Origin of the sequence: Streptomyces sp. 135, from assembly GCF_020026305.1 — a bacterium.
Lineage (GTDB): Bacteria > Actinomycetota > Actinomycetes > Streptomycetales > Streptomycetaceae > Streptomyces.
This window is the reverse complement of the sequence record NZ_CP075691.1, coordinates 3,699,876-3,713,195: the sequence shown is the minus strand read 5'-3', so window position 1 is coordinate 3,713,195 and position 13,320 is coordinate 3,699,876. Positions and strand designations below refer to the sequence as shown.

Sequence of the window (13,320 nt, the reverse complement as noted above, 5' to 3'; positions counted from 1 at the left end):
GGTATGTCGTTCTCGTCTACCACGGGGGTTAAGCCCTCACACAGGACACTGGTACACGGTTCGGACAGTGGGGTCCGGACCGGTTTTGACGCACGGCCGGGCACCGGCCGCGTCAGCATCGGCATACGGCATGGCGTACGAGGAGGCATCGGTGGCGGGCGAGACCCCCGACAGGTCGAAGCAGCGGAAGTCGTCGGGGAACCCGACTGCGGCGGATCCTTCTGTGCCCGCACCGGAGGAACGGGACCCGCGCCTGGCGGTGGCCCGTGAGGTCCCCGCGGCGCGCAAGGACCAGGCGACGGCGGTCTTCTCCACGAAGACGGTCTCCGAAGGCCGGGGCGGTGCCTCCGGCGGTGACGCTTCGGAGGGTGCCGCTGCCTCCGGCGGTGACGCCTCGGAGGGTGCCGCTGCCTCCGGCGGTGACGCCTCGGAGGGTGCCGTGGCTTCCGGCGGCGACGAGCGGCTCCGGGACGCGGTGGCGGCGTGGGTCGCAGGCTCGGACGACGAGAACCCCGAGGCGGACCCGGACGACTCCCGGGCGCGCGGGGCTTCGGCCGGCAGTGACGGTCCTGCTGAGGCCGGGGACCGGGTTTCCGGTGGCGAGGCGGCCGGTGGGGACACGGGGTCCGGGGCGGGTGGCTCTGCTGCCGGTGGCTCCGCTGCGGGGGGCGTGTCCGTGAAGGGCGATGAGTCGGGCCAGGGTGACGCTTCCGCCAAGGGCGATGCTTCCGGCAAGAACGGTGCTTCTGGCGAGGATCAGGCTTCCGCCGAGGGTGACGCCTCCTCCGAGGGCGCCGGCTCCGCGCGGGACGACGCTTTTGGGAAGGCGGCTTCGGCCAAGGGGAACGCCGCGAAGCCTGCGCTCACCGAGGACGACGCGGCGGCTTCCGCCGAGGGCGACGCCCCGGCCAAGGCAGCTCCCGCCAAGTCCGACGCCTCCGCCACGGAGGGCGCCGCCTCGGCGGCCACGGCTGACTCGAAGCCCGCCGGTGACGCCACGCCGAGCGGTGCCGCCACGTCTGGCGCCAAGGCGAAGCCCGCCGGCGACGCGAAGTCCGACGAGGCGACGAAGCCCGGCGACGACGCGAAGGCCCTGGCCGACGCGAACCCCGTCAGCGGCGCCGAGCCTGCCGCCGACGCGAAGCCCGTCAGCGGCGCCAAGTCCGATGAGACCACGAAGCCCGGCGATGACGTGAAGGCCCCGGCTTGGGCGAAGCCCGCCGACGACGCGAAGGCCCCGGCCTGGGCGAAGCCCGCCGGTGGTGCCAAGTCCGGCGAGGCCACCAAGCCCGCCGCCGACGCGAAGCCGAGCGCCGACGCCAAGCCCGGCAGCGAGCCCGCGCCCAAGACCGACCCCGCGCCCAAGGCCGACGCCCCCAAGACCACCGGTGTCGATCAAGCCACCGCCGTCTTCAAGGCGCCCCGCGTGCCCGAGGTGGATCAGCCGACCACCATGCTCAAGCTCGGTGGCGAGGCGCCTACAAAGGGCGATGCAAAGGGCAGTGCAAAGGGTGACGCAAAGGGCGGGGCGAAGGCTGAGCGGGATGCCGAGCGGACCAGTAAGTTCGTCGCCCTGAAGCCGCTCGACGAGCCGTCCGGCAAGACCGCGCCCAAGACCGGCGCCCCCGGTGCCAAGCCCGCGGCCGGGGCCAAGGCCCAGCCGAAGACCGCAGAGCAGCCCCCCGCTCCCGTAGAGCCCACCACCCAGCAGCCGCTGCCGCCGAAGCCTCCGCTCGACCTGCTCGCCGAGCTGACCAACACCCCGCCGCCGCCGGAGACCCCGGTCCGCACCGCCGTGCGCAGGGTCAAGATCTGGACGCCGATCGTCCTGCTCCTGGTGGTCGTCTTTGCGGTCGTACAGGCAGTGCGCCCGCTGCCGACGCCCACCCTGAAGCTCACCGCCGAGCAGTCCGTCTCCTTCGGCGGCGACAAGCCGTCCATGCCGTGGCCGTCCCAGGGCCAGGCCGCGATGGACGTCAACGGCATCGGTTCGTTCGGCACCTCCGGTGACCAGAAGCCCGTACCGATCGCCTCCATCGCGAAGGTCATGACGGTCTACGTGATCCTTCGGGACCACCCGCTGAAGAAGGGCCAGGACGGCCCGAAGATCCCCGTCGACGCCGCCGCCGAGAAGCACTACGAGACGGGCAAGGCCGAGCAGGAGTCCGTCGTCAGGGTCGCCGAGGGCCAGAAGATCACCCAGTACGAGGCGCTCCAGGCGGTCATGCTGCCGTCCGCCAACAACATCGCCAAGCTGCTCGCCCGCTGGGACAGCAAGAGTGGCTCCGAGGACGCGTTCGTCGCGAAGATGAACAAGACCGCCAAGGAGCTGGGGATGAAGAACACCCACTACACGGACCCCAGCGGCCTGGACAAGACGACCGTCTCCACCGCCGAGGACCTCGTGAAGCTCGGCCGGGCCGCGATGAAGGACCCGGTCTTCAACGAGATCTCCCGCCAGCCCAGCTACAAGGACCTCAACGGCGAGAAGCAGAACAACTTCTTCGGCCTCGTCCCGACCGTCGCCATCGGCATCAAGACCGGCACCACCACGGCCGCGGGCGGCAACATCCTCTTCGCCGCGGAGAAGAAGGTCGGCGGCGAGACGCAGACGATCATCGGCGCCGCCCTCGGCCAGTTCGGCAAGAACGGCGTCGCCAACATCGACGAGGTCACCGGGGTCACCCGCAAGCTCATCGAGGCCGGCCAGGACGCGCTGACCGCCAAGACCATCGTGAAGAAGGGCGACGTCGTCGGCCATGTGGACGACGGCCTCGGCGGCACCACCCCGGTGGTGGCGACCAAGGACGTCTCCGCGGTGGGCTGGCCGGGCCTGACGGTGAAGCTGCACATGTCGGAGCCGAAGGGCAAGCCGGTGCCGCACACCGGGAAGGCCGGCACCGAGGTCGGCGTACTGAGTGTCGGCGACGGCAAGGGTGACGCCGTCGAGGTGCCCGTCGCCCTCCAGAAGGATCTCGCGGAACCCGGCCTCGGCGCGAAGCTGCGACGCGTCGGCTGAGGCACGGCAGGACGCACCCGCCGACCGGCGGCGAGAACACGCCGAACCCCCGCGGGGGAAGGCCCCACCCCGGGCTTTCCCCCGCGTCTGCGTGCTAGCGTCACAAGCTCGGGGGGCAGTACGCCGGGGCCGAGGACGGGGTGTCCGGGACGGACCCTCGTCGGCTCGAACCCGGGTACTCCGGAAACACGGACGACACGGGGAGAGAGCCTCCAGTGGCAACAGCGGAGCCGACGCGCGCCGACGCAGGGACCGAGCCGGACGGCAGCGAGGGCGCGGGCCGCGGCACCGGCCCGCGAATACCGCTGCCGTCTTCACGGCCCACCGGCACCGACCAGCCGCCCACCGCCTGGGCCACCTGGAAGCAGCGTCTCCTGCGCCGCCCGGTGCTCACCGTGACGGTGCTCGCCGGCGTGCTGCACATCGTCTGGTTCTTCGTCTTCGCCAACAGCGGCGGCGACCTCGCGGCGCAGGACGCCTGGGCGGAGTTCGTCGGCCGGCACCCCGCATCGGCGTACAACCTCGCCTGGTACGGCGGCATGCACCCGGTGTCGTACAGCGTCATCTCGCCGTACCTGATGTCGGTGCTCGGCGTGCGGACGACGATGATGATCGCGGGGACGATCTCCGCCGCGCTGCTCACCATGATCCTGGTCCGCAGCCGCGCGGTGAAGGAGCCGATGTGGCCCGCCCTCGCGGGCGTCTTCGCGCTGCTGTGCAACGCCATATCGGGCCGCGTGACGTTCGGCCTCGGTCAGATGTTCGCGCTCATGGCGGTCGCCGCCGTCTTCTGCTGGCCGCACCGCTGGCGCTACAAGCGGTGGGCCAAGGCCCTGGTCGCCGCGCCGTTCGCCGCGCTCGCGACGATGGGCAGCCCGGTGGCGGGGCTCTTCGTGGGGCTCGTCGCCGTCGCGCTCTTCCTCAGCAAGCGCTACCCGGGTGCGTACGCGCTCGGGCTCGCGCCCGCCGTCGTGGTGGGCGTGTCCGCGTGGCTCTTCCCGTTCTCCGGGACGCAGCCGATGTCCTTCTGGTCGGCGTCGCTGCCGCTGCTGTTCGCGGTGGCCGTCTACTTCCTCGTACCGAAGCAGTGGACGACCGTGCGGATCACGACGGCCGTGTACGCGGCGTTCGTGCTCGGTGTGTGGATCATCAGCTCGCAGATCGGCTCCAACATCACCCGCCTCGCGATGTCCTTCACGGGTGTCGCGCTGATCGCCGCCCTGCCGTACACCGTGCGCAAGTCCCGCAAGTGGTACGCGATCGTGCTGGCCTTCGCCGTCTTCACCGGGTGGGTGGGGTACAAGACCGTCGACGACATCATCCACACGACGCCCGAGGCGTCGTGGTCGCGTGAGCTGGCGCCGCTGCTCAACGAACTCCAGGAGGTCGGCGCGGAGAAGGGCCGCGTCGAGGTGGTGCCCGCCCGCAGCCACCGCGAGGCCTCCGCACTGCCCCAGAACGTCCAGCTGGCCCGCGGCTGGAACCGGCAGGCCGACATGGAGCGCAACCCCCTCTTCTACGACGACACCCTCAACTCCGCGAACTACCACGAGTGGCTCCAGCGCTGGTCCGTGCATTACGTCGTGCTGCCCTACGGCGAGCCCGACGGCGACGGCGGCAAGCGGGAGGCGCAGCTCATCGAGAACGGCCTGCCGTACCTGAAGAAGGTGTGGGCCGACGACAACTGGCAGCTGTACGAGGTCCTCGACCCGACCCCGCTCGCCGAGCCGAACGCCGTGGTGGAGCGGGCCGAGCAGGGCGAGATGACGCTCCGCGTGGACAAGCCGGGCCGCATCCTGATCCGCATCCCCTACTCGCCGTGGCTGAGCGTCGTCGACGCCGAGGGCAAGGGCGTGAAGCGGCCCCAGGAGACCGAGGAGTCGCAGCGGCGGCGCGCGGACGACGAGGATCTCCCCAAGGAGTACAGCAACGTCCACGGCTGCCTGGCGGAGTCCGCGGAGGACCGGGCGGGCGACAAGTGGACCGAACTGATCGCCCCGAAGGCCGGCATCTACCGGCTCGGCTCGCCCTACCAGATCCCGCGCGGCACGCCCTGCCCGCCGGAGCTGCTGCGCTGACTTCAGCCGCCGGGTGGTGCGCAGACGCCGGACGCGGGCAGCCGGCCCGCGGCCGTGTCCGGCGCGGCGTCCTCGCGCACCGCGTCCAGCTGCTCCAGGAGTTCGTCGAGCCGTGCGCCCTTGGGGTCCCTGAAGTACCGCAGGACGGCGCGGTGGAACGCGTCGCGCATTCCCGGCGCCATCACGTCCGAGGCGTCGAAGCAGAGCGTGTCGGCCTCGCGGGTGAGGATCTCGGCGAGGCGCCGCCCCGTCGGGTCGGTGGGCTGGGGGTCGGCCGCGTCCGGGAAGAGCGGCCGCAGCTCCTTCTTCGCCTCGGAGCGCCACAGCGTGCGGGCGGTGCTGCCCGACAGGCGCTCCACGAGGGTGCGGGCCGCCGGGTCGTCGCTGAAGACGGCGGCCATGTCGCCCGCCACCTCGTAGGCGCCGTCGTGGGCGGGGCGGCCGCGCAGGAAGCCCGCCGCCGGGTCGACGCGGACCCGGTCGCCCGCGTAGACGTACCGGATGAAGGCGCTCTGGTGCTCGTGCGTGCAGCGCGGCGTCATGGAGCCGAGCAGGCCGCGCGGGGCCCCGCCGCTCTTCGCCGCCGGGTCGGGAGTGCCCACGTACGTCATGGTCAGGGACTGGTCGACGGAGGCCTTGGAGCGCTTGCCGAGGAGCGCGGCCCAGGTCGTCCACGCGTCGCGGACTCGGGGGTCGCGCCAGCTGAGGCGGCCGGTGGCCCACTCGGTGTAGACGGCGGGGCCCGCCCGGTGGAGCAGGATGTCCTCGACCCAGTCGGTGCCCGGCCAGCCGGAGGTGGCCTGCGAGGCGAGGGCGACGCACCACTTCGGGTCGGCGGCGCGGTCCCCCTTCCCGGCCTTGCTCCACACCAGGCTCTTCAGGTCGACCTTCAGCGGCACCCAGTAGGTGCGGCGGGTGCCGTCGACGGACAGGGGCGGCGCCCAGGGCGGGTAGGCGCGGGCGGCGGCCGTGGCGGTGAGCGGCTTGAGCCGGCCGGCGCGGGCGTACTCGGTGAGCTCGCCGACGCTGTTGAGGATCGCCACGTCCGGCGGGGCGTCGGCCTCCAGTTGCGCGACGAGCGTCTCGCGCAGGGAACGGGTCCCCTGGTAGGTATACGTCGCTCCCGTGCCGTCGTCGAGCTGGTTCAGCATCGCTTCGAACGCCTCGCCCTCGTCGCCCGTCCAGGGGCCGAGGACGACGAGTGTCTCGGGCCGCTCGTCCGTGCAGGCGCCGGCGGTGACGGCGAGCAGGCAGGCGGCGAGGAAGCCGCGGAACGCGGCGCGGGCGCGCGTACGGCTGCGGTTCACAGGGCTGCCCCCGAGCGGGAGATGAGGACGTACTCGCGGCGGTAGGAGTGCAGCGTGGCGTAGCTGAGGGCCGCGCCGAGCAGCCCCACGGGCGCCACCCACGGCGCGGCCCCGCCGAGCCCGGGCAGGCGGCCACCCGCGAGGTCGCGGTCGGCCCGCTCGTCCAGGGAGGCGATCAGGCGGGGGTGCGGGGTCCCGAAGGGCCGCTCCTCGACGGTGGCCTCGATCGCGGGTGAGGTCGCGTCGGACAGCTGGTGCGCGGTGGTGACGGCCCGCTGCTGCGCGCGGTGGGCGAGCACGGCGTCGGCCGTCAGGAACGGCACGGCGAGCAGCGGCAGCGAGGCCACGAGCAGCGGCACGCTGACCCGCAGGTGGAAGCGGTGGCGGAGGAAGACCTGGGTGCGCCAGAGCCCGAGGCCGAGGAGGGCGAGGGAGATCCCGGCGACCCCGGCCGCGCCGAGCACACCACCGCCGAGGGCCGCCCGCTCCGCCAGCCTGCCGCGCAGGCTCTCCTCCAGCGCGGAGATGCGGTCCACCACGGCGGTCGCGTCGGAGCCGCTGCCGGGCTCGCACGGCGGGTAGCCGCCGGGGCCCACCTCGTCCGGGGGCGCGGGGGGTGTGCAGAGCATGCTGCGGGCGTAGCTGAGGCCGGCGGCCCGCAGCGGCGGATCGCCGACGTTGTCCTGCGCGAAGTCGATCCACGTGCCGTAGTCGACGACGAGACCGGAGACCACGTCGAGCTCCTGGCGCTCGGCGGTGGTCAGGGCGCCGCTGCGGGCCACCTGGTTGAGGCTCTGCGTGGCGCGGGTGGTGCGGGTCAGGTAGCGCTTCCCGATACCGCTGAGCCGCACCGACTCCCCGGCGGCGAGACTCCGCTCGGCCTCGCGGTCGGCGATGCGCAGGGACATCTCCGCGTCGGCCAGGTCACCGAGGGCGGGCGTGTAACTGTCGCGCAGCGCCGTCGTGTCGGACCGGATCTCGGCGTACGCCCAGCCGAAGGCGACGGCCGCGACGACGGTGAGCAGGGGCAGTGCGATGAGCCGCTCGCGCAAGTAGGCGCGGTTGCGGGTGTGTTCGGTGTGCGGCGCGGGCCACAGATGGCGCAGCAGTCGGCGCAGCACGTCGGCGGCGACGAGGCGGAGGGTGCGCCAGGAGGCGCTCATCGGCGGCCCCCGGCGGGACGGGCGCCGGGCAGGCGGCCGCCGGGGAGGACCGTCATGCTCGACTGGATGCGGGCCGCCTCGACGTCGAAGCGGGCGATGTGGTCCAGGAGCCGTACCGTGCCGCGCTCGGCGTCGTCCACGCGGATCAGGCGCCGCAGGTGGTCCCGCATCGCCGTGTCGCCCGTCTCTCCCGCGAGCCGCCAGGCCGTGCCGAGGAGTGCCTCGGCCGAGTCCCGCGCGCCCCGCTTCAGCTCGGCGCAGGCCTGTTCGAAGGTGCGGTGCAGCTCCTCCTCGTGCTGGTAGTGGGCGACTTGGGGGTCGAGGCGGCTGTAGAGGTCGGCGTCGTCGGTCCAGCGCATCAGGACGGGCTGCGGCGCGGGCAGTTCCACGTTTCGCGCGTCGTCGGCCGCGTCGATCTCGGCCTCCGTCAGCAGGAGTTCCTTGCCGAGTTGAGCCGGGTCGTAGGGCGCGGTGACGCAGAGGAGATAGGCGCGGGTCTCCTCGCCGCACGGGCCCAGTTCGTACTCCTGGACGGGACCGCCCGCACCGGTGCTGACGCCGGTCAGGTCGACGTGGGAAGGGGTGAGCGCCGTACGCGTGGGGTGGACCTGCTCGAAGGAGAGCGGACGCACCCCGGCCCGGTGGTAGAGGCGCAGCCGCAGGCCGGTCACGTCGCGTTCGGCGGCGCGCCCGGTGAGCGCGGCCAGTTCGCCGGGCAGCCGGGTGAGGTCCTCCACGGCGCGCGTTCGGCCGCCCAGGGCGCCCGCGATCAGCAGCAGTTCCTCGGTCTCCCAGGCGTCGCCGATGCCCACGACGTCGCAGTCGAAGGCCCGCGCGCACCGCTCGACCCGCGCGCGCAGGTCCTCGGGCGCTTCGTAACCGGGCTCGTTCTTGCCGTCGGTGAGCAGCAGGGCATGGCGTACGTAGTCGGCGGACCCAGCGGCGGGCAGTTCGCGGAAGAGGAGCCTGGCCCGCTCCAGCCAGGTGCCCATCGCGGTGCCGCCGCCCGGCGTGCAGTCGTACAGGGCGGCCTCCGCGGCGGCCCGCGACTCGGCGTGCGCGACGGCGAGGCCGGGCTTTCCGGGATAGATCATGGTGGCCTTGTCGCCCCCGGCGACCAGGGCGAACAGCGCGCCGTCCGGGATCTTGGCCAGCGCGCTGACGGCGGCGGCGCGGGCGGCGGCCAGCCGGCTCGGCGGGATCACCATCGAGGAGGAGTGGTCGATGAGCAGCACCTCCGCGAGCCGGGGCCGGTGCCCGCCCGCCGCCGGGTCCCCCTCGGTCGCGCCGGACGCCGCGGGCGGTGCGGCGCCGGGCCTGCGCACGGTCACCGTGAGGACCGCGTACATCCGCGCCGGTTCCGCGCTGCCGGGCAGGCGCGGGCGGGGCAGCTCGACGACCTGGCTCACCTCCAGGCCGACGCGGGCGCGCGGGCCGGACGTCACGTTCAACCGCCCGGCTGCGTCGGCGTGTTGTTCCTGATCCAGTCCTTGATCTTCTTGCCCGGCCATGGGGTGTCCCTGTGGTGTCGGAAGGCGAAGGGGCGTACCGCGTAGGCGCGGTCCAGGAGGAGTTCGGCGAGCGGCGTCTCGGTGCCCCGCGGCGGTGCGTCGCGGGCGGCCTGGAGGGCGAGGCCGCGGTAGAAGCGGGACAGGTCCTTGCGCAGCGCGCGTTCGTCGGCGGGGAACTCCAGCAGCGGATCGGCCCGTCCGGCGACGGCGCGCAGTTCGGCGCCGGTCATCCGCGGGGCGCCCTCGGCGGGCGCGAGCAGGCGCTGGGCGACGCCCCACACCTCCGCCTTCATCCGCACGCGGGCCTGTTCGTCGGTCAGGCCGTGCGCGGAGAACAGCCCGGCGAGGGCGCGCACCGCCGTGCCGAGTCCGTCCGCGTCCCGCGCGTGGTCGGCGCGGATGCGCACCGCGGCGGTACGGGCGGCCGTGCGGTGCCGGGAGTGCTGGGGCACCGCGTCCAGCGCGGCGATCGCGGCGGTGAGGGCGTCGGGGCCGCCGAGGGCGAGCCGGGCACGGGCGGCGCCGAACGCCGCGCTGCCCAGCGAAGGATTGCGCAGCCGCACCGCCTCGTAGAACGTCAGCGCCTCGTGCGGCCGCCGCAGGTGCTCGGCGCAGTGGCCGAGAGCCAGCTTGGGGGCGTACTCCCCGGGGATCGCGCCGTAGACCCGGTCGAAGTGGCCGCGCGCCTCGGCCACCCGGGACCGGGCGAGCGCGAGCAGGCCGCGGTGCCAGTCGAGCCGCCAGTCGTGGGGCGCCCGCGCGGGACCTATGGCGTCCTCGGCGAGGGCGAGCGCGGTCTCGGCGGCGGACAGGGCGCCGGGGCCGCCGTGCGGCTCCACCCGCAGCCGCAGCCGGCAGCGCAGCAGGTGCACCTCGGGGGAGTCCCGCCAGTCGCCGGTGTGCTGGAGCAGCGCCTCGGGGTCGTCGTCGCTGAGCCTGCTCAGCTCGCCGTGGTGGTCGTCGTCCGGGTCGGGGCGCGGCACGGGCAGCCGCCGGGCCACCTCGGGCGGGGCGGGGGCCGGATAGCGGGGCGCGGAACCCCCGGCACCGCAAGCACCAGAGGCACCAGGGGCGTCGGGGGGGTCGGGGGCGGCCCAGCGCGACACCTCGGGCGCGGCGCCGAGCCCGCCGTCCAGCGCGTACGCCGATTGCAGGAAGAGCGGCGAGGGCTCGAAGGTCTCCATGCCCGTGCGCAGGGAACGCAACTCCCGGAAGACGCCCCGCAGTTGCTCCTCCATCTCCCTGGCGGTGGCGAAGCGGTCGGCGCGCCGGGTGCGGGTGGCGCGGCGCAGGGCGCGGGCGAGGGAGACCAGGCCGAGCCCGCGGTGCCCGGCGGCCGGGTCGTCCAGCGGGCCGAGCGCGGCCAGCTCCGCCAGGTCGTGGCGGGTGGCGCCGAGGCCGCACAGGCTGCGCAGCGTCTCGCCGAGGCTGAACAGGTCGTCCTGCGGCAGCGACTCGCCGTGGTCGCCGACGCTGGGCGCCCGGTAGGCGGAGGTGGTGAGGCCGGGCGCGCCCGCGCGGCGCACGCTTCCCACGTCGATGAGCTTGGTGGTGGAGCCGTCGTGCATGACGTTGGGCGGCTTGAGGTCGCCGTAGACCTTGCCGCGTTCGGGGGCGTGCAGATAGGCGAGCCCGGCCAGGATCCGCACGCCGTAGGCGAGGGCGAACTCCAGGAACCGCTCGTGGCCGAACTCCTCGGGGCGCTCACGGGCGCGGGCCCGCACCTCTTCGAGGTTGAGCCCGTCCACGTACTGGAGGACCAGGAAGTCCCCGATGCCGTCGTGGTGCCCGTAGTTGAACACCCGGATGAAACCGTCGTGGTTGAGCTCGACCAGCTCCTTGCGCTCGCCCTTGAGCAGGCTGTACGAGTCCGTGGCGAGATCCGCGTGCAGCATCTTGATGGCGACGGCGCGGTCGTCGACCTTCGTGTCATGGGCGAGGCACACCTCGCCCATGCCGCCGTAGCCGAGCGGCCGCACCAGGCGGTACTGGCCCGCGAGCAGCGTGCCGGACGGCAGCGGCAGCGAACCGGGCGGGGCGAGGCGGGCCGCGTCGCCGCTCTCGCGGTCGGCGCGGTCCAGCAGGGTGATCTCGGGCAGGACCGTGGGGTCGGGGTTCTCGGGCGGGAGCGTGACACCGGCGGGGCGCGGCGGGGGCGCGGTGGCCGGGCCCGGGCCGACGATCCAGTACGGGGGCTCCTCGTGACCGTGGGAGGAGTACGAGGGGGGCGGGGGCCCGGAGGGGTCAGGGCCGCCGCTCACCGCGACGGTCGGCGCGAGGCCGGGTTCAAGGCCGGGGCCGGGGGGCGCGGGCGCCCCCGCCGAGTGCCCTCCCGCCGCCGAGTGCCGCCCCGTCTCCGGGTCCACCCGCTCCCCGCTGGCCAGGCAGTATCCGGTGGGCGTGATGGTCCCCGAACAGCCGGGATGCGTACAGGACCTGACCGGGCTCACGCGTCACCGTCCGCCTCGGCCAGGCGCCGCACCACCCGCGCGAACGCCTCCACGGCCCGCTCGGCGTCGGCGAGCGGACACGGTCCCGCCATCAGGAGCCGCTGCGCCTCGCGGTAGGGGCCGACCGCGTCGGCGTGCTCGGCCAGGCCCCGCCGCGCCAGGCGCGCCAGATGGTCGCGGAGCAGCCCGCGCAGCCGCAGATGCTCGTCGAGTACCGCCCGCAGCTCCTCCTCGGCGGCCCTGGCCCGTAAGAGGTAGGTGTCCACGGCCTGTTCGGCGTACGAGAGCTTCTCCAGGAAGTGCGGCCCGCCCCGCCCGGTGAGCGGCCGCAGTTCGTCGCTGAGCTGCACGGTCCACAGCGCGGCCCGCGCCGCGTACCCGGTGGCGAGCGGCGGGTCCACGACGTGCGGCTCCACGCGGTGGAAGAGGCGCCGCGCACGCCGCTCGGTGCCGGACAGTTCGTCGACGCGGGCGCCGATCCGCCGCAGCCACCGCGCGGCCCGGTCGGCGGGCAGCAGACGTTCGGCCATGGCGTAGGGGAAACCGTGCGTGCCGTCGCGCACGACGAGCAGCAGCCGCGCCCCGGCGTCGGCGAGTTCCCGCAGGATCCGCACCGCCGTGGCGGGCTCGGTCGGCGACCGGTCGGCGTACAGCACGGCGACGGCCGGGCGGTGGCGCGGGGCCGTGTGCCGCCGCGCCGCGTGCCGCAGCTCGTGCCGCAGCACGGCCAGGGCCTCGCGCAGCTCCGGCCGGTCGGGGTCGTCGAGGGCGGCGCCCTCCAGGTCGAGGACGAGGCCGATGCTGCCGACGCGGGGCGCGATCCCGGCGCGGGACAGGAGCGAGGCGCCGGGCTCGGCGGGACCGGGTCCGGCGGCGTCCAGGGGGCTCACGGCCAGGTGCGGCGCCTGCTCCCGGTCGGCCATGTTCAGGACGACGTACAGCGCCTGCCTGGCCCGCTCGTCGTCCTCGGTGATGAAGAGGACCTCGGTGTCCCAGGCGTCCTCGTCGCCGTTCAGCCAGCGGGTGACGGTGCGCTGGAGGCCGTGCGGGCGGGCCGCGCGGGCCGCCTCGGCGGGCACGACGCGGTGGCCGGGCACGGCGTGCGGCCCGGTCACGTACCGCTCGGCGAACCGGCGGAAGTACTTGGCGACCGTGGCCGCCGGGATCATGTAGCCGTGCTCGCCGCTCTCGTCGGCCTGCGCGACGATGCCGAGCAGCCGGTCGCCGCCCTCCTCGCGCACCCCCGAGCCGCTGAACCCGCCGCGCAGCCTGCCCGCCCCCGTCAGGTCGATCTGCACCCGCTCGTCGCCCTCGCCGCCCGGACCCATGCAGGCGCCGGTCAGCCACTCGCCGCCCGACTGGTACTCGGGGAAGCCGTCGATGAGGACGGGGGCGCCCCGGTAGTCGAGCGTGCGGTGCAGCGTGACCGGTGACGGCACGGGCGCGGGCTCGTCCAGGACGAGCAGCGCGAGGTCGCCCTGCGCCTTGCCGAAGGGGGGCACCCAGTGCCCGGCCGCCACCGCCGCGGTGCGGCGCGGGGTGCGCGTCAGCCCTTGGAGCATCGGGAACTCGACCTGGACGCGTTCGGGGCGCAGGCCCGTCACCGGGTCGCGGATCACATGGGCGCAGGTGAGTACGTGCTCGCCGCCGAACAGCACCCCGGCGCCGAGCACGTCACCGCTGCCCGACGCGGCCCACCGCCGCAGACGTACCCGCCAACTGCCGTGATCAGCAGGGGCGTTCACGCCCTCGCCGAAACCTTCCCGCCTCTTGTCCCCATCCCCCATGCTTC

The 13,320-nt window shown here is 74.2% G+C and carries 7 protein-coding genes; 2 read left to right on the top strand and 5 right to left on the bottom strand.

What is annotated here, in order from left to right:
* Nucleotides 1–130 precede the first annotated feature (130 nt).
* Both KKZ08_RS16615 and KKZ08_RS16610 read left to right on the top strand, forming a co-directional pair.
* A complete protein-coding gene (locus KKZ08_RS16615) occupies nt 131–3,019 on the top strand; it encodes a D-alanyl-D-alanine carboxypeptidase (protein WP_223775199.1) in 2,889 nt (962 codons plus the stop codon).
* Nucleotides 3,020–3,234: 215 nt separating this feature from the next.
* A complete protein-coding gene (locus KKZ08_RS16610) occupies nt 3,235–5,097 on the top strand; it encodes an MFS transporter (RefSeq protein ID WP_223775198.1) in 1,863 nt (620 codons plus the stop codon).
* Between the two features lie 2 nt (nt 5,098–5,099).
* On the opposite strand, the gene KKZ08_RS16605 is transcribed toward KKZ08_RS16610, so the two are convergent.
* Genes KKZ08_RS16605 through KKZ08_RS16585 form a run of 5 tightly spaced genes read right to left on the bottom strand, consistent with a single transcriptional unit; the run spans nt 5,100 to nt 13,315 of the window.
* The gene (locus tag KKZ08_RS16605; RefSeq protein WP_223775197.1) at nt 5,100–6,404 is read right to left on the bottom strand and encodes an extracellular solute-binding protein; all 1,305 of its coding nucleotides are present in this window, start codon (nt 6,402–6,404) and stop codon (nt 5,100–5,102) included.
* A complete protein-coding gene (locus tag KKZ08_RS16600) occupies nt 6,401–7,567 on the bottom strand; it encodes a hypothetical protein (RefSeq protein ID WP_223775196.1) in 1,167 nt (388 codons plus the stop codon). Before KKZ08_RS16600 ends, KKZ08_RS16605 begins: the two co-directional genes overlap by 4 nt.
* Complete coding sequence (locus KKZ08_RS16595; RefSeq protein WP_223775195.1) at nt 7,564–9,012, bottom strand: vWA domain-containing protein; 1,449 nt, start codon at nt 9,010–9,012, stop codon at nt 7,564–7,566. Before KKZ08_RS16595 ends, KKZ08_RS16600 begins: the two co-directional genes overlap by 4 nt.
* A gap of 2 nt (nt 9,013–9,014) precedes the next feature.
* The gene (locus tag KKZ08_RS16590) at nt 9,015–11,528 is read right to left on the bottom strand and encodes a tetratricopeptide repeat protein (RefSeq protein WP_223775194.1); all 2,514 of its coding nucleotides are present in this window, start codon (nt 11,526–11,528) and stop codon (nt 9,015–9,017) included.
* Nucleotides 11,525–13,315 carry a serine protease gene (locus tag KKZ08_RS16585; RefSeq protein ID WP_223775193.1) on the bottom strand — a complete coding sequence of 597 codons (1,791 nt, stop codon included), beginning with the start codon at nt 13,313–13,315 and terminating at the stop codon, nt 11,525–11,527. The genes KKZ08_RS16590 and KKZ08_RS16585 overlap by 4 nt, the downstream gene beginning before the upstream one ends.
* Between the last annotated feature and the right edge of the window lie 5 nt (nt 13,316–13,320).